Below are 20100 nucleotides of genomic sequence, written 5' to 3' on the forward strand. Positions count from 1 at the left end.
TACTCCCACTCGCTGTTTTGGCTGGAGACCGGTCGGCGCATCATTGTGGACCTGATTCCAGAATGAGCAACGCCGCCCGCGAAACGGCGTCCTGCCGCTTCGATACAATGAGCCTCGGGCAAGGATGATTTCGACAGAAGTGTTCGGATTTCTGAAATTTATTCTCGATAAGACAAAACGGCCGGCATGCCCAAAGGGCAGCCGGCCGCGAGTGGCTTTGCAGCGAATGTGTGACGCGAGATATTATGCGGTGGCGATGGTCTGGTCGTCGATGACGGCGCCGCCGACATGGGCCTTGATCGATTCGATCGCATGCAGGGCCGAAGCTTTCGCCTTGTAGCCTTCGGAACCGAACATGGTTTCGCCGTTCGAAGCTTTGAAGCGGAAGCGAAACTCGCCGGCCTTGTCCTTGTAGACTTCAAATTTATACATGGTTTCTCGTCTCCTAGAATCGCGTCAGCGCGGGATAACGTTGAAAATCTAACGCAATTTCGAAGCTATTTCTACAAGGTTGTATTGGGCATGATTTGCCCGGTTATCGCTATTTCGCGGCGAGCATATGTTCCTCGATGCCGGCGTCGAATTGCAGGCGCGCAAGCTTGGCGTAGATGCCGCCGTGGCGGATCAAGCTTTGATGCGTGCCTTCCTCGACGATGCGGCCCTGATCCAGCACCAGAATGCGGTCTGCCTTGAGCACGGTTGCCAGACGGTGGGCAATGACGAGCGTCGTGCGGGCTTCCATCAGACCTTCCAGTGCCTTCTGAACCAGGGTCTCGCTTTCGGCGTCGAGGGCGGACGTTGCCTCGTCGAGCAGGAGGATCGGCGCGTTCTTCAGGATGGCGCGGGCAATGGCGATACGCTGGCGCTGGCCGCCGGAAAGGGTGATACCGCGCTCGCCGACCTGGGTGTCGTATCCACTCTCCAGGCGAGAAATGAATTCGTCCGCCTGCGCCGCGACGGCGGCGGCGCGTACTTCGTCGCGGGAGGCGCCAGGCCGGCCGAAGGCGATATTGTCGTGGATCGAGGCGGCAAAGATCGTGGTGTCCTGCGGCACGATCGCGATGCGCTCGCGCAAGGCATCCGGCAGGACATCACGCGCATCGACGCCATCCAGGGCGACGCGGCCCTTCTGCGGATCGTAGAAGCGCAGCAACAGCGAAAAGATGGTGCTCTTGCCGGCGCCCGAGGCGCCAACGATCGCGACAGTCTCGCCCGGCTTCACCGAGAAAGAGAGCCCGTGCAGCGCGGATCTGCCTGGCCGTGACGGGTAGAAGAAATGGACGTCGGAGAATTCCACGCGGCCCTGCGGCGGCTGCGGCAAGGGCAGGGGATTTGCCGGAGGCGCGATCGGCGATACTTCGGCAAGCAGCTCGCCCAGGCGATCGGCAGCGCCTGCAGCTTGCGAAAGCTCGCCCCAGACTTCCGACAGCGAACCGAGCGAGGAGCCGGCGATGACGGAATAGAGCAGGAACTGGCCGAGCGTGCCGGCCGACATCGTGCCCGCGAGAACGTTCTGCGCACCGACCCAAAGAACGGCGACGATGCTGCCAAAGACCATGGCAATGGCAAAACCCGTCAGCAGCGAGCGGGATCTGATCGCCGCGCGCGCCGCCTGATAGGCGTCCTCGACGGCGCTGCCGTAGCGTAATGCGGCGGCATCTTCGCCGTTATAGGCCTGAATGGTGCGGTTGGCCGCGATGGTCTCGTTGGCATAGGCCGATGCCTGCGCAAGGGTCTCCTGTGCGGCACGCGAGCGCTTGCGCACGGAGCGTCCGAAGCTGAAAAGCGGCAGGACGATGATCGGAATGGCGATCAGCACGATGCTCGACAGCTTCGGGCTTGTGAAGATCATCATCACCATGGCGCCGAGACAGAGGATGAGGTTGCGCAGCGCGACGGAGGCTGTGGCGCCGACCGCAGACTTGATCTGGGTCGTGTCCGCCGTCAGCCGCGAGACGATCTCGCCGGATTGATTGACGTCGAAGAAGGAGGGCGACAGCCGCGTGACGTGGTCGAAGACCTCGCGGCGCATGTCGGAGACGATGCGCTCACCGATGGAGATGACGAAATAGTAGCGCAGCGCGCTTGCCGCGGCGAGCAGCAGGGCCATGATCATGATTGCGACGAAATAGCTGTCGATCAGACCGCGGTCGGCCACATCGAAGCCGTGGTCGATCATGCGGCGGACGGCGACCGGCAGGGCAAGCGACGTAACCGCGGCGATGACGAGCGATATGAATGCCCCGGCCACCATGCCTCGATAACGCCTGATATATGGCGCAAGTCGCCCGAGAGGACGGATTGATCGGTTTTTCGTTTCCTCAGCCTGGCCAGTCTCTGACAAGTCGTCTCCAATCCCCATATCCGCAAGGGACTCGGCGTTTCGCCCCTTGTTATCGCCGCAGCCTTCATGTATAGGCACGCCATCTTAATTGGAAGCCGTGGCCTTTAGCGGACTGCGGCTTCATTTATTCAATCGGTTCGGTTGCCGCAATGGCTTGCGACAAATGGACCCTGGCATGACAGGAAGATTGTTATGAAGGCCAACATCCATCCCGACTACCACACGATCAAGGTAGTCATGACCGACGGCACCGAATATGAAACCCGCTCGACCTGGGGTTCTGAAGGCGCTGTCATGAACCTCGAAATCGACAGCAAGTCCCATCCGGCTTGGACCGGCGGCAATCAGCAGATGATGGACCGCGCCGGTCGCGTTTCGAAGTTCAACAAGCGCTTCGGCGGTCTCGGCATCTAATCGCATTGCGATTTTCTGTCTGAAAAAAGCCCGGTTTTGCCGGGCTTTTCTGCGTTGAACTAATGCCTCGGCGCTTCATCGCATGCGCCGCAGGTAATCGGCACGGTCGAATGGGTTTACGCCCGTGCGCTCTCGCAAAGGCTGCGGACCGGTCAGCGGCGCATAGTGATCGAAGGCATGATCGAGGACGCCCGCGCCACCTGACAATCCCGGCAGCGGTCTTTGAATGGTCTGGATCATGGACGACGCTACCGTGCCCTCAAGCCGCGCCACGCCATCGTCGATCAGCGATTTTTTCGTCGATGCACCGGATTTTGCGAGCAGGCCATGCACGCCTGCCAGTGCCGTTGCCGGTATTTCGATGTGAAAATACTCGATCGGCTCGCATATGATCGTGCCCGCTGAGGAAAGCGCCGATGCCAGCACCAGCGGCGTCAGCTTGCGAAAGTCGACCGCCGTGCTCGCCGGCGAAGTCTGTCGAGCCGCCGTCATGGCGACATGGCAGTCGATGATCTGCCAGCCGAAGAGCCCTTCCTTCAGTGTCTCGAGCGTGGCTTCCTCGACGGCGCGATAGAAGCTTGCGGGCATCTGGCCCACATCCACCTCCAAGGCAAAGCTATTGCCGGCGCCTTCTGGCCTCGGTTCGACACGCAACCCGACCGTGGCCAAGAACGGATTGGGTTCCCTGAAGATCATCTCGATAGCGTTCCCGGTTCCAACCGGCCTCTCGACATAGATGACGGTGCTTTCCTCGAAGACGGTATCCAGGCCGAATTCACTCGATAAGGTTGCCTGGATGACTTCCTTCTGCACCTCGCCGTAAAGCGAGACATAGATGTCGCCGGTTTCCTCATTGGTACGCAAGTTGATGAGCGGGTCCTGCTCCGAGAGCTGGGCAAGGGCGAGCCAGAGTGCCGCGTTTTCGGAGGGACGCATCGGCCGGATGCGGGTTTCCAGGGTGGGTGGAGCAAAATGACGAAGAGTGCCGGCTGGAGTTTCCGTGCCGATCCAATCGCCGATGCGGGCATTGGCGAGCCCGCCGACCTTGGCGATCTGCCCCGCGCTCATATGGGTGACCTTGTCTGCCCGACCGTCTCGGAAAAGCTGGATGCTGCTGACCTTTGCCGGGCCGTTTGGCAGCGCCAGATCGTCGCGAACCTTGATCGTGCCCGATGCCAGATGGAGATAGGCAAGCTTCTCCCCACCCCATCCGCGCTCGATCTTGAAGACTGTGCCGGAGACAGGTCCATCCGGGTTCGGCCTGCGGCTCGGCAGCAATGTCTCGATTGCCGATATCAGGGCGGGGACGCCGAGACCCGTCGTCGCCACGCCGGCAAATGCCGGATGGATCAAAGCTCTTGCCACCTGATCGGCAAGGATATGCTCCAGCCTTTCCTTCGTCAGGCGCTCGGGTGTCAGGACATAGTCCTCAAGCAATTCCTCATCGTGCGCCGCAAGCGCCTCGCATAGAGGCGAGACATGAGGATTGCTTCCGATATCGACATCCTCCACCCCGACGAGCCTGCCGCCGGCCTCGCTGATATCAGACATCGCAATAGGGCGAACCGACAGATGGGTCGAAAGATCCTCAAGAACCTCATCGTAACGCGCGCCGAGGCGGTCGACCTTATTGATGAAGAACACGAAGGGGATGCCGAGACGCCGCAAGGCCCGCACGAGCACGCGGGTTTGCGATTGCACGCCCTCGACCGCCGACACAACGACCACGGCTGCATCGAGCAGCTGCAGCACTCGCTCGACCTCGGCGATGAAGTCTGGATGGCCTGGTGTGTCGATGAGGTTCACCAACACATCGCCGATGGTGAAGGAAACCACCGCGGCGGCGATGGTGATGCCGCGCTGTCTTTCGAGCTCGAGACTATCGGTCTGCGTGTTGCCGGCGTCAACGCTGCCGAGCTTGGCGATAACGCCGGTGTCGAAAAGGAGCCGTTCGGTAAGGCTAGTCTTGCCCGCGTCTACATGGGCGAGAATGCCCAGATTCAATGTGCGCATGGTCCATCATCTTCTCAGAATTTCGGATTTGATTTTCGTGAGAAGTGAGTCGGCGCATTGGGTCCTCCAAGCATGTTCGATATCGGCTTGTCTGTCTCTCCGATCGGGAGAAACAGACCGTCATTTCTACAGATGTTTCGCGGAATCCGTCAAGCTTTGCCCGTTTTCTACCCTGGGCTTAGGCTTCATGTGGCTTTTCTGCGTGTTGGATTGCCAAAACAAAACCGGTCGCGCCAGGCGCGACCGGTTCAAAGTCATTGCGGATGGTCTAACGCTTAGTTGCCGCCGAATGCGGTCTGCAGCAAGGTCAACTGCGCCTTGACGCTGTTCTGGTTGTCCGGAACGATGGCAGCTTCCGTCGGACGGTAGATTTCGCGATCGAGGATGGCGACGCGGTTCTGCAGGCGCAGCGAGCGCTCGACGAGATCGCGGAAGGATTCCGGCAGATCGTTCCAGCCGGGTGCCGTGCGATCGACGTTGAAGCCGTCGAGGCGAACCTTGTTCTTTTCGGCCAGCACCTGATCGCGGGACATTTCGCCATTGTTGACGGCGCGCTGCAAAAGCAGCCAGGAGGCCATCTGCATGAGGCGGGTGGTCAACCGCATGGATTCGGCGGCGTAGAGCACGGAGGCCATGCGCGGCAGAACCTTGGAGGCTGCGCGGCCCTGGCCATCGAGATAGCCTGCGGTTTCCTCGACCAGCGACATGCCTTCAGAATATAGTGCCCTGAACTGCGCCGACGATGCGGCATGGCCAGCAAAGCTGATCGTGTTCAACCCAAGTTCCGACATCGAATAAATCCCTGCTTCACGCAACACTTTTGTTCAGGAAAAGCCGGTCAAGTCCCTAAGAGCTTTCGGCATCCGCTTTTATGACTTTAAGATGGTTGTTTTAACTGAAATTCGCAAGGCGATTCTTAAGAAAGGGTTAATCTCCACAGTTTCGGCGGGGTCCGTGATACAGGACAAAAAAGAAGAGCCGCAAAAGCGGCTCTCAAGGTAAAACAGGGAGAAAAATCAGACCAATTCGCCAAGTGGAGGAACTGTCTGAGTCCAGAGCGAATCTGGATGGTCATAGTAATATGTCGTAAAGCTTAATATTCAGTTGAACATGCCTTAATCCAGGACTGCGCCGCACAGATTTTGTGCTGCGGCAGGCGTCCTGGAACAAGCGCTTCAGAAACGGAAAAGGCTATCCGCCGCCTTGCGGCCGGAGGCCTTGGTGGCGATTTCCTCTTCCAGCCGGGCGATTTCGCCCTGGAGCAGGCTTACGCGGCTTTTCAGCTCGTCCACTGATAGCAGCGACAGATCGCTGCCGATCTCGTGGGCGGACGGTTGCTTCGGGCGATCATCGTCGAAAATGCTCATTTCGGCTCCTCCTTTCCCTTCAAACGGGATCAGGTGCCGTAATTTACAGATATATCGTCCTTTTTTGAAGTGTCACTGCGCGCAAGCGTCATGCTCTCCGGCGTGATCATCTGCGCATTGGCGGATGGCATGGTCGTGTAGGCGTCGCGATCGCTGGCGGGTTTGGCGGCGCGACGGCGGCTGCGGAAGATCGAATAGGCCGTGATCAGTACATGCGCGATGGCGGTCACGAAGAACAGCGAGTAGGGGCCGATGGAGGACATGACCGGGCCGCTCAGCGTCGGGCCGATGATCGTACCGATGCCATAGAGCAGCAGCAGGCCTCCCGAAACCTTGACGAAATCCTCCGGCGCGGCGAAGTCGTTGGCATGGGCGACAGCGATCGGATAGAGCGTGTTGGCGACCGCGCCATAGACGACGACCATGCCGATGAGGAAGAAGGGGCTGCCCGGCTTCAAAAGGAAGAGCAGGAGGCCGTCGAGTGCGGCGACCGCCGCCATTCCCGCCAGCACATAGCGGCGGTCGATGCGATCGGAAAGGCGGCCGGCCGGTAGCTGCATGACGGCGCCGGCAAAGATGGTCAAGCTCATCATCAACGCGATATCGCTCTCGGAAAGGCCGGCATTGGCGCCGAAGACGGCGCCCAGGGTGCCGTATGCGCCGTTGGCGATGCCGACGAGCAGGATACCGATCGAGGCGACGGGCGAATTGCGGTAGAGCGCCTTCAGGTCAAGGCTGACGGCCTTGAGCGGCTGCGGGGAGGCGGCGGTCGACAGCGTGGTCGGCAGCATGGCGACGCAATAGCAGATGCCGCACATCATGAAGAGGATGGGCGTATGGATGTCGGCGAAGGGGACCATCATCTGGCCGGCGACGGCGCCGATCAGCGTGATGCCGATATAGAGCGAAAAGATCGCGCCGCGGCTTTCGTTGGTGGCGCGCTCGTTGAGCCAGCTCTCGATAATCATCGAGGTGCCGGCGGTGCAGAAGCCGGTGACGGCGCGCAACGCCACCCACCAGATCGGATCGACGATGATGCCGGTCAACAGCGCGATGATGGCGATGACGGAGATGAAGCCCGAAAAGGCGCGGACATGACCGATGCGCCTGACCAGCTTCGGCGCCGTCAGGCAACCGAGCACGAAGCCGGTCGCCCAGGTCGTGCCGAGCAGGCCGAGTGTCGTCGTCGCATAGCCTTCCGCCGTGCCGCGCACCGGCAGCAGGAGGCTATGCAGGCCGTTTCCCGTAAACAGGAAGAGCGTGCCGAACAACAGGGCCAATATGGGCAATATGTTTCTTTTCATGCTCCCCACCTTCATGCGGCTCCGCTTAAGGAACCGATAAGGCAGGAATCCCTCCCTGCCTGCTTTCGCTATTGATTGTGTCCCGGATTGCCGTTATCGGCCTGTAGAAACAGTCTGTTGGCGCGGAAAAATGTCCGTCCTATGGCGATTAGAGCATGATCGCGAAAGCCGCGCAGCGGTTTTTGGTCTCGGCTGCTCTCACTCTTGCATAAACGGGGAAAAATAGCGTGACAAAAGCCATAGCGGTGCTGCTCCTGCTCGCCATGGCGGTGCATATCATCAAGCCTTTGGGGCTGCCGGGCCTGAAGCGCAGGGCCGACTTCTGGAAGATCGCCATCTTCGCCTTTGCCGTCTGGACGATCGCGCTGATCATCAACGAGACGTTTTAGGGCGTTTTAAGCGCCGATTTGGCCTTTTGGGCGCAGCGCAACCGAAGCTTAAAGCAGGATCTCGCCACGCATGGCGTGGACGCAGCTGCCGGAGAGCAAGACTTCGTTTACCGTGCCGGCGGATTTGCTGACATCGACATTGATCAGGCTGCGCCGCCCCATCTCGACACCCTGTTCTATGGTGATCTTGACCTCGGCATCGCGGGCTGAGAGCAGCGAGGTCAGATAGGCGCCGAGCGCCGCCGAAGCGCTGCCGGTGGCTGGGTCTTCGGTGACGTTGTCGAGCGGCGCGAACATGCGGGCACGGATATGCCACGGGCTCTCGGCCGAGCGCGTGTAGAGAAAGAGCGAGAAGCCGGTCTTGTCTTCCTTATGCCTTGCTGCGGCTTCGGCGAAGATAGCTGCATTCGGTTGAGCCTTGCCGAGCGTATCGAGGCTGTCCAGCTCCGCAAAGGCAAAGGGTAGGCCGACGGAGGCAAATGTCGGCGCATGCGTTGTCCGGAGGATCGATCGCGGGTCGATTTGAACGCAGCGGGCAATCAGCTCATCGGCAACGGTCTCGCCAATCGTGAGCGGCGCCGGCGCGCGTATGCTGGCGCCGGTGACGTCTTCACCGCTGCGCAGCAAGGTAACATTCACCAGGCCGGCATCCTCCTCGAAGGTCATCTTGTCAGCCACAGGCTTGCCGAGGATCTCCCTTTGCTGGCCAAGCGCAAAGGCGGTGCCGACGTTGGGGTGGCCGGCAAAGGGAACTTCAGTCGTCGGCGTGAAGATACGGACGCGGGCCGTATGATCCGGATTTTCCGGCGGCAGCACGAAGGTCGTTTCCGCGTAGTTGAACTCGGTTGCGATCTTCTGCATGGCGTCGCCGCTGAGGCCACGGGCATCGGGAATGACCGCCAGTGGATTGCCGACGAAACGCTCCGAGGTGAAGACATCGACGGTGACATAGGCGACGGTGTTCATGACGGCTCCCGATGGCTTTCATTGGACTGCCAAGGATATAGCCGCAGGTCGAGCGAGGCTGAATGCGAGAACTTGTGCCGGTGACAAGTTCAGGTCGTCAACGCGATTCGAGTTGCGCCCAAGCACAGGTTGGGGAGCTAGCCTTCAGCGATATGACGTATTGAAAACTCCCGTGCGGCCATCAAGACGGGCATCAGCCCGCGACCGGCGTCAGTGAGCTGGTATTCGACGCGCGGCGGCTGTTCGCCAAAGTCTCGCCTTGCGACAAGGCGGTCATCCTCCAGCTCTCGCAGGTGTTGCGTCAGCATCTTCTGCGAAATCCCCGGCATGTCGCGTTTCAACTGCGAGGTTCGCATCGATGGCTCCGCGAAAAGGCGAAACAGGATCGGCAATTTCCAGCGTCCGCTGATCATTCGAAGCATCCTGGTAACATGGGCCACTGACCCGTCGGGACCGAGGCAAACTGATCGTTCTTCACGTTCTACAGGCACTTTAAAGTGCGTAATTGTCTCGATCATCGTTCTGTTCTTCTGTGAGGTATCGACTTCAAGATAGGTACCAAGTCATGGATTTGAAACTGGACGGCAAGACGGCGCTCGTCACCGGCAGCAGCAAGGGTATAGGAGAGGCGATCGCCAGAGGGCTGGCTCGCGAGAAGGCGGTTGTCGTGGTCCACGGCCGCGACAGGGCGCAGACGGAGCGAGTTGCCCAAGACATCATCGCCGAAGGAGCACGCGCCTGTGCCGTTGTCGGGGACCTCACGATCGATGAGGACGTGCAGCGCCTCGTCGACGAGGCGCAGGCGCTTGCCGGTCCGATAGATATCGTAGTCAACAATGCCGGCGGATCGGGCGAGGCGGAGGATTGGACGAACAGCCGCGCCGCTTCATGGGCGTCCGCCTACGACCGCAACGTTCTCGCCGCTGTGAGAGTAACGACCCTGCTGTTGCCGAGAATGCGGCAGGTCAAGTGGGGACGGGTCGTCAACATTTCCAGCCTAGCCGGTTTGATGCCGCCAGCCTCCAGGCCGGATTACTCAGCCTGCAAGGCCGCCATGAATGCGATGACAGCCTCCATGGCGAAAGCGGTCGCGGCCGACGGCGTCACAGTGAATACCCTGTCGCCCGGCACGATACACAGCGCGAGGCTAGACATGCGGTTTCGCGAGGTTGCAGTGGAACAGGGGCTTGCGCGAGACGCTCCGTGGGAGACGATCGAGCAGACCGTGCTACCGATGTTTGCCCAGGTGCCCATAGGCCGCGTGGGGACCCTGGAAGAGATAGCCGATGCTGTTTCCTTCCTAGTCAGTCCGCGAGCGGCGTACATAACCGGCGTCAATCTGAGGCTCGATGGCGGAATGTTGCCGACCATCTAGGGAGAATTGGTTGGCGAAGGGTGTCTGGAGGCCTTGCCACAGAAGACCGAGTTGTGGGTTTGTCCTGCTCTTGTGTTGGAAAGGGCATAAGAAGTGTGCTTCAGATTTATGTTGCGGCACCAAAACCAAAAGCCCCGACCGCAGCGCGACCGGGGCTTTGTTCATTCGAACGCTGCCTAAAATCAGGCGGCCTGTTCGCGAGCTTTCGTCCAGTCGCCCTTGGCGGCGAGATAGTTCATCTCGGCGCGGTGGGTGAAGGCACGCTGGCCGGCGGCAACCTTTACGCCACCTTGCGAGTTTGCGGCCTGCATGACGATTGCGTCAATTGTTCTGGAACTGCTTCAGCACACTGGACCACAGCTCGACCAGCTCGGCGCTGCCTACATCGCCCGGCTTCGCCCGTACGGCGGTGTGAACGAGAACCAGATGCGTTGTCGGATCGACGAGGATGCGCTGACCTGCCCGACCGTCCAGAAAAAACGTGCGGCGTGGACCAGGCATGAGCCAGGTCTGATAGCCGTAGCCCCACGGGTTTGTCTCGTGATTGACCGCAAGAAACGAGCCTTGCTTGACCGGCTGCGTCGCGTCCAGCAGCCATTGGCGCGGGATGATCTGGCGGCCGTTCAAGGCACCGTCATGGGCGAGCAGCATGCCAAAGCGGGCGTAGTCGCGCAATGTCGCGCTGAAGCAGCAGTAGCCGACTTCCTGGCCCGTGCTGTCGACCTGCCAATTCGCGCTGGCTTCGGCACCCATCGGCTGCCATATGCGGGTCTGGAGATAGTCCGACATCGACATATGGGTGGCGTGGGTCAATACGAGACTCAGCCCTTCTGTGTCGAGGTTGCTGTAGTGCCAGACCGTGTCGGGCGCGGCGACCCGCTTGTTGAACCGCGATACGGCAGTGATGGGATCGAGCCTTTCCGGGCCGAGCAAGGAGTTGCTGAGCCGAACATTGTCGTCGGGATTGCCGAAGTTTTCGGTGAAGGCAATGCCGGAGGCCATGTGCAGCAAGGCGCGGATCGGCGTGCTGCCCATTTCGGTGCCTTTCAGCTCCGGCACATAGGTCTGCACGGTATCGTCAACGGAGTGAATGGCACCCTCGGAAATCGCAATCCCGATCATCATGCCGGTCAATGTCTTCGCCATGGATTGCGAGACAAGGCGGTCGCGATCGGTGCGCCCATATTGATAGTGCTCGAACAGGATGGTGTCGTTGTGTGCAATCAGCAATCCCGTGGTCGGATTGGTGTCGAGATATTTCGCCAAAGAGGCGGCTTCCTTACCGAACGTGAACTTGACCGAAATCTCGGCCGCAGCGCGCAGCAGCGGCAGTGGGCGTTCGGCCGCAGCGATCGTGTGTGTCGGGGCCAGTTGATCGGCGTGGCTGAAGTTGCCGATCATGTTTTGCTGCTTGCCCATTGGTGGGCTTAGTGACGGGCCTGTGGGATAACCGAGTTTCTCACCATAAGCTTCGGCGTCCGGTCCGGTCGGAGAGAAGACGGGAACAGCTGCGCGCAACTGCTGGGCGTGAGCTATGCCTGATTGAGCAACTAAGAATACAGTAAGAACAACAACAAAACTGCGCCAGGCAAGCATATGGCAATCCCTCTATTGGGCCCCATTATTATTAGCGGGACAACCTAGTGCCGTGCTTTCGTAACATCTATTTGACATGGTCTCATTTCCGATATCACAGCAAACCTATTCTTGTCATTGTCGCAAATGTGACTTGCTCTGTCCTGAACGCTTGGTTGGCTATTGCAGGAAAGCAAAAGAGCCCCGGTCAGATCGCGACCGGGGCTCTTTTTCTCTTGAAGTGCTGGCTGATTTACTTGGCCGCCTGCAGAACGGCGACGCCCGGAAGGACTTTGCCTTCCATCCATTCGAGGAAGGCGCCGCCAGCCGTCGAGACATAGGTGAAGTCGTCGGCAACGCCGGCATGGTTCAGCGCCGAAACCGTGTCGCCGCCGCCGGCAACCGAGGTCAGCTTGCCGGACTTGGTGCATTCGGCGGCATATTTGGCGACCGCGACGGTCGCGGCGTCGAAGGGAGCGATTTCGAAGGCGCCGAGCGGGCCGTTCCAGACCAGCGTGGTGGCGCGGCCGATCCAGTTCTTGACGGCCTCGACCGACTTCGGACCGACATCGAGCACCATGGCGTCGGCCGGGATGGCTTCGATATCAACGACTTCGTTGTCGGCACCGGCCTTGAATTCGCGGGCGACGACGCCGTCCTCAGGCAGAACGATCGCGCAGCCGGAGGCGGCAGCTTCGATCATGATCTGCTTGGCGGTGGCGGCGAGATCATGTTCGCAGAGCGACTTGCCGACATTCGTGCCGCGGGCGGCAATGAAGGTGTTGGCCATGCCGCCGCCGATGACAAGCGCATCGACCTTCTTCACGAGGTTCATCAAAAGGTCGATCTTGGAGGAAACCTTGGCGCCGCCGACGATGGCAACGACCGGGCGGACCGGGTTACCAAGGCCTTTTTCCAGCGCTTCCAGTTCGGCCTGCATGGTGCGGCCGGCATAGGCCGGCAGCAGGTGAGCGAGGCCCTCGGTCGAGGAGTGAGCGCGGTGCGCGGCGGAGAAGGCGTCGTTGACGTAGATATCGCCGTTGGCGGCCAGCGCCTTGGTGTAGGCTGCGTCGTTCTTCTCTTCTTCCTTGTGAAAGCGGGTGTTTTCGAGCAGCAGAATGTCGCCATTGCTCATCTTGGCAACCGCGTCGGCTGCTGGAGCGCCGATGCTGTCGGAAGCAAAGAGAACCGCGTGGTCGAGAACTTCCTCGACGGCCGGCACGATGAGGCTAAGGGAAAGGTCCGGCGACGGGCCATCCTTCGGGCGGCCGAAATGGGCGAGCAGGATGACCTTGGCGCCCCTTTCCGACAATTCGAGAATCGTCGGGGCGACACGCTCGATGCGGGTCGCATCGGTGACCTTGCCATCCTTGACCGGCACGTTGAGGTCGACGCGCACGAGCACGCGCTTGCCAGTGATGTCGGTGAGATCGTCGAGAGTTTTGAAGGCTGCCATGGGAGGGTCCAATATTGTTGGTGGCGAAAAGCGCGCCGACCATACTACGGATGATCGGAGACGCAAGAACCGTTCAGCGTTTCACGAAATCGCTGAACGGTTCTATTTCCTTGCTTTTTCGAAATTCCGAACGGAAAATCGCAGCGCACTTTTCCTGGAATTGCTCAAGGCGTTCAGGCGTCGTTTTTGCCTGTGCCTGAATCGCTTGAAACAGCTCCGCTCGCGCGCGCGCGACGCTTCTGAAGATAGCTGCGGATGCTGTTCAAAATATCGTGCAGATTGATGAAGATCGGCATGATGACAGGCGGTTCCACCGCTTCCAGCGACATGCCGACGGACTGGATATGATCGTTCTCGTCGAGATCGCGGACGATGAGGATGATCTCGCCCAGACGAACACGATCGGCATAGTCGGCCTTGCCGCCGAGGCGATGGCGCATGAGTTCCGCAATGGTGAGGCCTTTCTCCTGCTCGCTCAGCAACCCCGGCCCATAGGCGGCGTCCAGATCCGCGGCGGGGCGTAGCGGCGAGATCGAGAAAGCGCCGAAGAATTCGGCGTCCTCGGGATCGACCGGCGCGCGGCTGGCGAAGAGGCGGTCGAGCAGGCGCGAATAGTTGGGAGAGACAAAAAGGTAGACGATATCGCTTTCGCGCAGACGGCCGGCATATTGATAACGCATGGATTTGCCGTCGCGTACGATGAGCGACGGCGTCGCCCAGCGTGGAATGCGTTCGCCGCGCAGAACCGGGCTGTCTTTCACGACGCGATAGGAGAGGAGTTCGTGGTTGACGGTGCCGGGCAGATCGACCTCGACCTTGTCGATCGCGCCCATGCGCCGGGGCACGATGAGGCCGAGGCGACGCGCCATCGGCTTGATGGTCCAGCCCTGAACGAGCAGCGATACCAGCACGACGATGAAGGCGACGTTGAAATAGGTCTGGCCGGACTGCAGGCCGCCGAGGATGGGCATGATCGCCAGAAGAATGGAGACTGCGCCGCGCAGGCCGACCCAGGCGACAAAGCCCGTCTCGCGCTGGGTGTAGTCGAAGGGTAGCAGGCAAAGCCAGACGGCGATCGGCCGGGCGACGAAGATCAGGAACAGCGCCAGCGCCACCGCGGGTATGGCGATTGCGGGAAATTCCGATGGGGTCGCGAGCAGGCCGAGAACGAGGAACATGATGATTTGCGCCAGCCAGGTCATGCCGTCCTGGAAGCGTTTGATCGAGGCGGATGCCGGCAGGCGTCGATTGCCGGCATAGATGCCGGCGACATAGACGGCGAGGAAGCCGCTGCCGCCGACGGCGCCGGTAAACGAGAAGACGAGGAGGGCGAGCGCCAGCACGAAGATCGGCGTCAGGCCGCGATCCGTTTCCAGACGGCTGACGATGAGGACGATCATCATGCCGCCGAGCAGGCCGAGAATGACGCCAAGCCCCATCTGCTGGACGAAGGTTGCGAGCATGGCAAGGTTGATGCCGGCATAGCCTTCGCCGCTTGCCAGCAGCTCGACCAGGGCAAGCGTCAGGAAGATCGCCATCGGATCGTTGGTTCCGGATTCGACTTCCAGCGTCGAGCGCACCTTGTCACGGATATTGATGCCGCCGATGCGCAGCAGGAAGAAGACGGCGGCCGCATCCGTCGAGGCGACGATCGAGCCGAGCAGCAGGCCCTGCAGCCAGGTGAAGCCGAGCAGCCAGGTGGCGGCAAGCCCGAACAGCGCCGCCGTCACGATGACTCCGGCGGAGGCGATGGTCAGCGCCGGCGCCGCGGCAAGCTTGAAAGCCTGGATCGGTGTACCGTAGCCGGAATCGAAAAGGATGATGGCAAGCGCTAGGGAACCGAGAATATAGGCGAGATAATTGTTGGAGAATTCGATGCCGAGCCCATCCGTGCCGGCGGCAAGGCCGATCATCAGGAAGAGCAGCAGCAAGGGGGCGCCAAACCGGAAGGCGAGGAGGCTGGAGAAGGCCGCAATGAGAATAAGAACCGTGCTGATCAGCACGATGACGTAAAATGCCTCCACTTTTTCTTCCCCTTTCCGCGCGCCGCTGCTGGGGCCAAAGCCCGGAATGCCGGAAATCTCTCCACTTTCCACCATGTCGCCGTGCCTGGCAAATTGGCAAACACGGAAATCGTTCGGAGGAGAGTTCATGGATCGAAACTCTTTCCGATGACTGCATCGTCATGGTGTGATGCGCCTTGCCAGAACGGCAAGACGGTTTGGAATGCCCTGGGAGACTTCCAGCTCAAAATTTACTGGTAAATCTGGACCATAGCAGGGCAGGGGACGAAAAAAATCGAAATGCTTTAAGATGACGCAAGGATCACCGGTGTCCGTGCTTTCGAGCTCGGGCGAACGGAGGCGCTCTCCAAAAATGACAATGCCGACGGGCGGGAAACCGCACCGTCGGCATCAGGATTGATTAGGGCTGAGCCCTTATTAGATCAGCTTTGCAAAGGCGACGGCCGTGTCCGACATGCGGCTGGAGAAGCCCCATTCGTTGTCGTACCAGGACAGGACGCGCACGAAGTTGCCTTCCATGACCTTGGTCTGGTCGGTCGCGAAGATCGACGAGTGGCTGTCATGGTTGAAGTCGCGGGAAACCAGCGGCTCGTCGGTGTAGCCGAGGATGCCCTTCAGCTTGCCGTTCGATGCAGCCTTGATGGCTTCGTTGATTTCGCCGACCGTCGTTGCCTTCTTGGCCACGAACTTGAAGTCGATAACCGAGACGTTCGGGGTCGGGACGCGGATCGACGTGCCGTCGAGCTTGCCCTTCAGGTGCGGCAGGACGAGACCAACGGCCTTTGCAGCGCCCGTCGACGTCGGGATCATGGACAGGGCTGCGGCGCGGGCGCGGTACAGGTCCTTGTGCATGGTGTCGAGCGTCGGTTGGTCGCCGGTGTAGGAGTGAATGGTCGTCATGAAGCCGTGGTCGATGCCGACGGCGTCGTCGAGAACCTTGACGACCGGCACCAGGCAGTTCGTGGTGCAGGACGCGTTGGAGATGACCAGGTGCTCCTTGGTGAGATGGTCGTGGGTGACGCCGAAAACGACGGTCAGGTCGGCGCCGTCGGCAGGAGCCGAAACGATGACGCGCTTGGCGCCGGCCGTCAGGTGGGCGGCAGCCTTGTCGCGAGACGTGAAGATGCCGGTGCATTCCATGGCGATGTCGACGCCGAGATCGCGGTGCGGCAGGGTCGCCGGGTCCTTGATCGCCGTGACCTTGATCGGCTTGCCGCCGCCAACGATGATCGAGTCGCCTTCGACCTTCACTTCGGCCGGGAAGCGGCCGTGGATCGAATCGTAACGCAGCAGGTGGGCATTGGTCTCGACCGGGCCGAGGTCGTTGATGGCAACGACTTCGATGTCGGTGCGGCCGGATTCGACGATGGCGCGCAGGACGTTACGGCCGATACGGCCAAAGCCGTTGATGGCTACTTTTACAGTCATGAATGTCACTCCCTTTCACTCAGGGTGTTTATCTATTGGATTTGAGAGCGCTTGTCAGCGCCCTCAGGAAAGCTTTGCCTCGGCGGCGGCGACAACGGCTTCAGTCGTGATGCCGAAGTGCTTGTAGACGTCCTTGTACGGAGCCGAAGCGCCGAAGCCCTTCATGCCGATGAAGGCGCCTTCCGGTCCGATGAAGGCATCCCAGCCTTCGCGAACACCGGCTTCGACGGCAACCTTGACCGGCGAGTTGCCGATGACTTCCTTGCGGTAGGCGTCCGGCTGCTCGAAGAAGAGTTCGGTGCAGGGAACGGAAACGACGCGGGTAGAGATGCCCTTGCCTTCCAGAACCGTGCGGGCCGCGTTGGCCAGTTCGACTTCGGAACCGGAAGCGAAGATCGTCACCTTGGCGTCGGCATTGCCAGCCAGCGTATAGGCGCCGAGTTCGCAGAGGTTCTTCTCGCTGTATTCGGTACGAGCGGCCAAAAGGTTCTGACGGGTCAGCGCCAGGCCGGACGGACGGTTGGTCGTCTTGATGGCGATCTGCCAGCACTCGGCCGTTTCCGTGGCGTCCGCCGGGCGGAACAGCTGGAAGTTCGGGATGGCGCGCAGGCTGGCGACCTGCTCGACAGGCTGGTGGGTCGGGCCGTCTTCGCCGACGCCGATGGAATCGTGCGTGAAGACGTGAATGGCGCGGATACCCATCAGGGCAGCGAGGCGCAGCGGCGGGCGGCAATAATCCGAGAAGATCAGGAAGCCGCCGCTATAGGGGATCAGACCGCCATGCAGGGCGATGCCGTTCATGGCCGCAGCCATGCCGTGCTCGCGGATGCCCCAGTGCATGTAGCGACCGGCGAAATCGGTCGGGGTGATCGACGTCATCTGGCTGGTCTTGGTGTTGTTCGACGGCGTCAGGTCGGCGGAGCCGCCGATCGTTTCCGGAATGAAGCCGTTGATGACTTCGAGCGCGTCTTCCGATGCCTTGCGGGTTGCAAGCGTCGGCTTGGTTTCGGCGAGCTTCTTCTTGTAGTCGCTGATGGCGGCGTCGAAGCCAACAGGCAGCTTGTGATCGAAGCGGCGCGTGAACTCGGCCTTCTTGGCGGCGTCGGCAGCGGCAAGGCGGCCTTCCCAGGCTTCGCGGGTGCCGACGGAGCGTTCGCCGGCAGCGCGCCATTCACCGAGAATGTCGTTCGGGATGACGAAGGGCTCGTAGGGCCAGTTCAGCGCAACGCGGGTGGCGGCGATTTCCTCGGCGCCGAGCGGCGAGCCGTGGACCTTGTGGGTGCCTTGCTTGTGCGGAGCGCCGAAGCCGATGATCGTCTTGCAGGCGATCAGCGTCGGGCGGTCGGACTTGTGTGCGGCCTCGATGGCGGCGCTGATGGCGGCCTGGTCGTGACCGTCGACTTCGATCGTGTTCCAGTGAACGGCCCTGAAGCGGGCGACCTGGTCGGTCGAATCCGACAGCGAAACGGCGCCGTCGATGGTGATGGAGTTGTTGTCCCAGAACAGGATCAGCTTGTTGAGCTTGAGGTGGCCGGCAAGCGCGATCGCTTCATGGCTGATGCCTTCCATCAGGCAGCCGTCGCCGCACATGGCATAGATGTGGTGGTCCTGCAGCTCAGTGCCGAACTCCTCGCGCAGCTTGCGCTCGGCGATCGCCATGCCGACGGCATTGGCAATGCCCTGGCCGAGCGGGCCGGTGGTGGTTTCGATGCCGGTGGCGTGGCCGTATTCCGGATGGCCGGCGGTCTTGGAGCCGAGCTGGCGGAAACGCTGCAGCTCATCGACCGTCATGTCGGCGTAGCCGGTCAGGTACAGAACCGAATAGAGCAGCATCGAGCCGTGGCCAGCCGACAGGACGAAACGGTCGCGGTCCGGCCAGAGCGGGTTCTTCGGATCGAAGCGCAGATATTTGCCAAAGAGAACGGTGGCGACATCAGCCATCCCCATCGGCAAACCGGGGTGACCGGAATTGGCCTTCTCGACAGCATCCATGGCAAGGAAACGGATCGCATTCGCCATCCGGTCGTGTTGTTCGCGAGAGTTCATGGGTTTTTCCGCAATGTTCCGGGTTCGGGGGATGGCCGCACGCTTGGGAGGGAGGCCATCGGTTGAAAGGCGGGCAAAAAGGGAGACAGACGGTCCTCTGAACTCCATTTTCAACGTCGCCTCAGACGGTCGAGACATAGCAGTTGGGGCGAGCAAGTCAATAAATCGAGGACCCAATCCGGCCATCCCGAGGCAATTTTTTGACATTTGCCCGTTCACTTTTACAAAAGACGACAATCATGCGACAAGGCCTGTGTAGACGGCAAAGGCGGCATTCATCCACAGAATAGGGGGGGTGCCACATGACAGCCTTTATTGACGTGCTGTTGCCGAGTTGAATATTGTTGCGAAATCAGACAAGTGGCCGGATGTTTTGATTCGGGCCTTGCGCGGAGAAGCGAAGGGTATGACACCTTCAGGCAAAACGGTGGACGCGGCGCTCGCCCAATTGCGCCAGGCGCTTTCGACTTTGGAGAGTGCCGTTGACGGGCGGTTCGAGCGGGAACGGGCACAGAGCGACATAGAAGGCGAGGTCCGGAGAGTCCATGCCGACCGGTCCCGCCTTGCCCAGGAATTGGACCAGGCCGAGTTCCGAGCGAACCGGCTCGAGGAGGTCAATCGTGAAGTGTCGCGCCGGCTTGTCACGGCGATGGAAACCATAAGAGCCGTGCTGGACCGCTGATCCCTCGGGAGGCAGCCGTCGCAGAACGGCAATGATCGGAAAGTCGAATGGCACAAGTAACGGTAACGATCGACGGCAAAGCCTACCGGATGGCCTGCGAAGAAGGCCAGGAAGACCATCTGACGGATCTTGCCAATCGCTTCGACCGCTATGTCATGCATTTGAAGAGCCAGTTCGGCGAAATCGGCGATCTCCGCGTGACCGTAATGGCCGGCATCATGATCATGGACGAGGTGTCCGAACTGACGCGGCGGGTGTCTTCGCTGGAAGCGGAGCTGGAAACCCTGACCAGCAATCGGGATACGACCGTGGCGGCCAATGCGCGGGCCGAGGAGACGCTGGCAAGCGTCATCGACGAAGTGACGACGCGCATTCACGGTATCACCGAGAAGCTTCTCGCGCGGCCGGGTGCCGAGCAGGCTTAGCTTTATTTCTGCGGATGCCGTTCGCCGCCCTCTGGCGTGACGGCGCAATCCGCTCTATATATTTTGTGCGGTCTGCGCTTCCCGACAGGAACCACAATCCCTGGGGCCATACTCGATCCAAAGGGAGCTGTCCCTGACTAGGCCCGTGGGCCTGGACACACGGCGCCCACCTACGTTTGTAGGCACCCAGGATCGTAAACATCCATCGGTCGTCGTGGATCGCTCTCAAATTTTCCGGCTGATGGCCAGTTTCCGGCTGATAGCCAAGGAAGGCGCCGCGCGGTTCTTTCGC

The 20100-nt window shown here is 60.6% G+C and carries 19 protein-coding genes and 1 other RNA gene; 6 read left to right on the forward strand and 14 right to left on the reverse strand.

Annotated features, from left to right (window positions below):
* Positions 1–243 precede the first annotated feature (243 nt).
* Entirely contained in the window at positions 244–432 is a 189-nt protein-coding gene (locus tag ACIQWP_RS05420; RefSeq protein ID WP_068400257.1) for a YegP family protein, read from the reverse strand.
* 109 nt (positions 433–541) lie between these two features.
* Positions 542–2344, reverse strand: coding sequence for an ABC transporter transmembrane domain-containing protein (locus ACIQWP_RS05425; protein ID WP_402783242.1), 1803 nt, complete (start codon positions 2342–2344; stop codon positions 542–544).
* A gap of 192 nt (positions 2345–2536) precedes the next feature.
* Here ACIQWP_RS05425 and rpmE point away from each other — a divergent pair, with 192 nt between their 5' ends.
* Positions 2537–2758, forward strand: coding sequence for a 50S ribosomal protein L31 (gene rpmE / locus ACIQWP_RS05430; RefSeq protein ID WP_034503571.1), 222 nt, complete (start codon positions 2537–2539; stop codon positions 2756–2758).
* A 75-nt stretch (positions 2759–2833) separates the two neighbouring features.
* Here rpmE and ACIQWP_RS05435 read toward each other — a convergent pair whose 3' ends face one another.
* The 4 genes from ACIQWP_RS05435 to ACIQWP_RS05450 all read right to left on the reverse strand — a co-directional run bounded on the left by ACIQWP_RS05435 (position 2834) and on the right by ACIQWP_RS05450 (position 7442).
* Positions 2834–4771: a GTP-binding protein gene (locus ACIQWP_RS05435; protein WP_402783245.1), complete on the reverse strand. Its 1938-nt coding sequence runs from the start codon at positions 4769–4771 to the stop codon at positions 2834–2836.
* A gap of 275 nt (positions 4772–5046) precedes the next feature.
* Positions 5047–5562 carry a DUF1465 family protein gene (locus tag ACIQWP_RS05440; RefSeq protein WP_069611865.1) on the reverse strand — a complete coding sequence of 172 codons (516 nt, stop codon included), beginning with the start codon at positions 5560–5562 and terminating at the stop codon, positions 5047–5049.
* A gap of 384 nt (positions 5563–5946) precedes the next feature.
* On the reverse strand, positions 5947–6138 hold the full coding sequence (locus ACIQWP_RS05445) for a DUF1192 domain-containing protein (protein WP_402783249.1): 192 nt from the start codon (positions 6136–6138) through the stop codon (positions 5947–5949).
* Between the two features lie 29 nt (positions 6139–6167).
* Complete coding sequence (locus tag ACIQWP_RS05450; protein WP_402783251.1) at positions 6168–7442, reverse strand: MFS transporter; 1275 nt, start codon at positions 7440–7442, stop codon at positions 6168–6170.
* Positions 7443–7669: 227 nt separating this feature from the next.
* Here ACIQWP_RS05450 and ACIQWP_RS05455 point away from each other — a divergent pair, with 227 nt between their 5' ends.
* Entirely contained in the window at positions 7670–7831 is a 162-nt protein-coding gene (locus ACIQWP_RS05455; protein ID WP_402783253.1) for a hypothetical protein, read from the forward strand.
* Positions 7832–7879: 48 nt separating this feature from the next.
* Here ACIQWP_RS05455 and ACIQWP_RS05460 read toward each other — a convergent pair whose 3' ends face one another.
* Positions 7880–8797: a PhzF family phenazine biosynthesis protein gene (locus ACIQWP_RS05460; RefSeq protein WP_402783255.1), complete on the reverse strand. Its 918-nt coding sequence runs from the start codon at positions 8795–8797 to the stop codon at positions 7880–7882.
* A gap of 137 nt (positions 8798–8934) precedes the next feature.
* Positions 8935–9315, reverse strand: coding sequence for a winged helix-turn-helix transcriptional regulator (locus ACIQWP_RS05465; protein WP_402783258.1), 381 nt, complete (start codon positions 9313–9315; stop codon positions 8935–8937).
* A gap of 47 nt (positions 9316–9362) precedes the next feature.
* Here ACIQWP_RS05465 and ACIQWP_RS05470 point away from each other — a divergent pair, with 47 nt between their 5' ends.
* Positions 9363–10172, forward strand: coding sequence for an SDR family NAD(P)-dependent oxidoreductase (locus ACIQWP_RS05470; protein WP_402783260.1), 810 nt, complete (start codon positions 9363–9365; stop codon positions 10170–10172).
* A gap of 182 nt (positions 10173–10354) precedes the next feature.
* Here the strand turns inward: ACIQWP_RS05470 and ACIQWP_RS05475 are convergent, their stop codons facing one another.
* The 6 genes from ACIQWP_RS05475 to tkt all read right to left on the reverse strand — a co-directional run bounded on the left by ACIQWP_RS05475 (position 10355) and on the right by tkt (position 18701).
* Positions 10355–10483 (reverse strand): hypothetical protein, encoded by a 129-nt coding sequence (locus ACIQWP_RS05475; protein WP_402784401.1) that lies wholly within the window; start codon positions 10481–10483, stop codon positions 10355–10357.
* A 10-nt stretch (positions 10484–10493) separates the two neighbouring features.
* Positions 10494–11573: a serine hydrolase domain-containing protein gene (locus ACIQWP_RS05480; RefSeq protein ID WP_402783262.1), complete on the reverse strand. Its 1080-nt coding sequence runs from the start codon at positions 11571–11573 to the stop codon at positions 10494–10496.
* A 427-nt stretch (positions 11574–12000) separates the two neighbouring features.
* A complete protein-coding gene (locus ACIQWP_RS05485) occupies positions 12001–13203 on the reverse strand; it encodes a phosphoglycerate kinase (protein WP_402783264.1) in 1203 nt (400 codons plus the stop codon).
* Positions 13204–13376: 173 nt separating this feature from the next.
* A complete protein-coding gene (locus ACIQWP_RS05490; RefSeq protein ID WP_402784345.1) occupies positions 13377–15227 on the reverse strand; it encodes a potassium/proton antiporter in 1851 nt (616 codons plus the stop codon).
* 417 nt (positions 15228–15644) lie between these two features.
* Positions 15645–16655, reverse strand: coding sequence for a type I glyceraldehyde-3-phosphate dehydrogenase (gene gap, locus ACIQWP_RS05495; protein WP_402783266.1), 1011 nt, complete (start codon positions 16653–16655; stop codon positions 15645–15647).
* Between the two features lie 63 nt (positions 16656–16718).
* Entirely contained in the window at positions 16719–18701 is a 1983-nt protein-coding gene (gene tkt / locus ACIQWP_RS05500; RefSeq protein ID WP_402783268.1) for a transketolase, read from the reverse strand.
* A 406-nt stretch (positions 18702–19107) separates the two neighbouring features.
* Here tkt and ACIQWP_RS05505 point away from each other — a divergent pair, with 406 nt between their 5' ends.
* The 3 genes from ACIQWP_RS05505 (at position 19108) to ssrS (ending at position 20033) form a co-directional block, all read left to right on the forward strand.
* On the forward strand, positions 19108–19383 hold the full coding sequence (locus tag ACIQWP_RS05505; protein ID WP_015341018.1) for a DUF4164 domain-containing protein: 276 nt from the start codon (positions 19108–19110) through the stop codon (positions 19381–19383).
* Positions 19384–19430: 47 nt separating this feature from the next.
* Complete coding sequence (locus ACIQWP_RS05510; protein ID WP_402783270.1) at positions 19431–19808, forward strand: cell division protein ZapA; 378 nt, start codon at positions 19431–19433, stop codon at positions 19806–19808.
* A gap of 66 nt (positions 19809–19874) precedes the next feature.
* Positions 19875–20033: non-coding RNA, 6S RNA (gene ssrS, locus ACIQWP_RS05515), on the forward strand.
* The last annotated feature ends 67 nt before the right edge of the window (positions 20034–20100 follow it).

Source organism: Rhizobium sp. NPDC090279 (assembly GCF_044769665.1).
GTDB lineage: Bacteria > Pseudomonadota > Alphaproteobacteria > Rhizobiales > Rhizobiaceae > Rhizobium.

Bases quoted from the DNA above. Each gene is read 5' to 3' on its own strand.
- ACIQWP_RS05420 (WP_068400257.1), bottom strand. From the start codon at position 432: ATGTATAAATTTGAAGTCTACAAGGACAAGGCCGGCGAGTTTCGCTTC.
- rpmE (WP_034503571.1), top strand. From the start codon at position 2,537: ATGAAGGCCAACATCCATCCCGACTACCACACGATCAAGGTAGTCATG.
- ACIQWP_RS05435 (WP_402783245.1), bottom strand. From the start codon at position 4,771: ATGCGCACATTGAATCTGGGCATTCTCGCCCATGTAGACGCGGGCAAG.
- ACIQWP_RS05440 (WP_069611865.1), bottom strand. From the start codon at position 5,562: ATGTCGGAACTTGGGTTGAACACGATCAGCTTTGCTGGCCATGCCGCA.
- ACIQWP_RS05445 (WP_402783249.1), bottom strand. From the start codon at position 6,138: ATGAGCATTTTCGACGATGATCGCCCGAAGCAACCGTCCGCCCACGAG.
- ACIQWP_RS05450 (WP_402783251.1), bottom strand. From the start codon at position 7,442: ATGAAAAGAAACATATTGCCCATATTGGCCCTGTTGTTCGGCACGCTC.
- ACIQWP_RS05460 (WP_402783255.1), bottom strand. From the start codon at position 8,797: ATGAACACCGTCGCCTATGTCACCGTCGATGTCTTCACCTCGGAGCGT.
- ACIQWP_RS05465 (WP_402783258.1), bottom strand. From the start codon at position 9,315: ATGATCGAGACAATTACGCACTTTAAAGTGCCTGTAGAACGTGAAGAA.
- ACIQWP_RS05470 (WP_402783260.1), top strand. From the start codon at position 9,363: ATGGATTTGAAACTGGACGGCAAGACGGCGCTCGTCACCGGCAGCAGC.
- ACIQWP_RS05475 (WP_402784401.1), bottom strand. From the start codon at position 10,483: ATGCAGGCCGCAAACTCGCAAGGTGGCGTAAAGGTTGCCGCCGGCCAG.
- ACIQWP_RS05480 (WP_402783262.1), bottom strand. From the start codon at position 11,573: ATGATCGGCAACTTCAGCCACGCCGATCAACTGGCCCCGACACACACG.
- ACIQWP_RS05485 (WP_402783264.1), bottom strand. From the start codon at position 13,203: ATGGCAGCCTTCAAAACTCTCGACGATCTCACCGACATCACTGGCAAG.
- gap (WP_402783266.1), bottom strand. From the start codon at position 16,655: ATGACTGTAAAAGTAGCCATCAACGGCTTTGGCCGTATCGGCCGTAAC.
- tkt (WP_402783268.1), bottom strand. From the start codon at position 18,701: ATGAACTCTCGCGAACAACACGACCGGATGGCGAATGCGATCCGTTTC.
- ACIQWP_RS05505 (WP_015341018.1), top strand. From the start codon at position 19,108: ATGACACCTTCAGGCAAAACGGTGGACGCGGCGCTCGCCCAATTGCGC.
- ACIQWP_RS05510 (WP_402783270.1), top strand. From the start codon at position 19,431: ATGGCACAAGTAACGGTAACGATCGACGGCAAAGCCTACCGGATGGCC.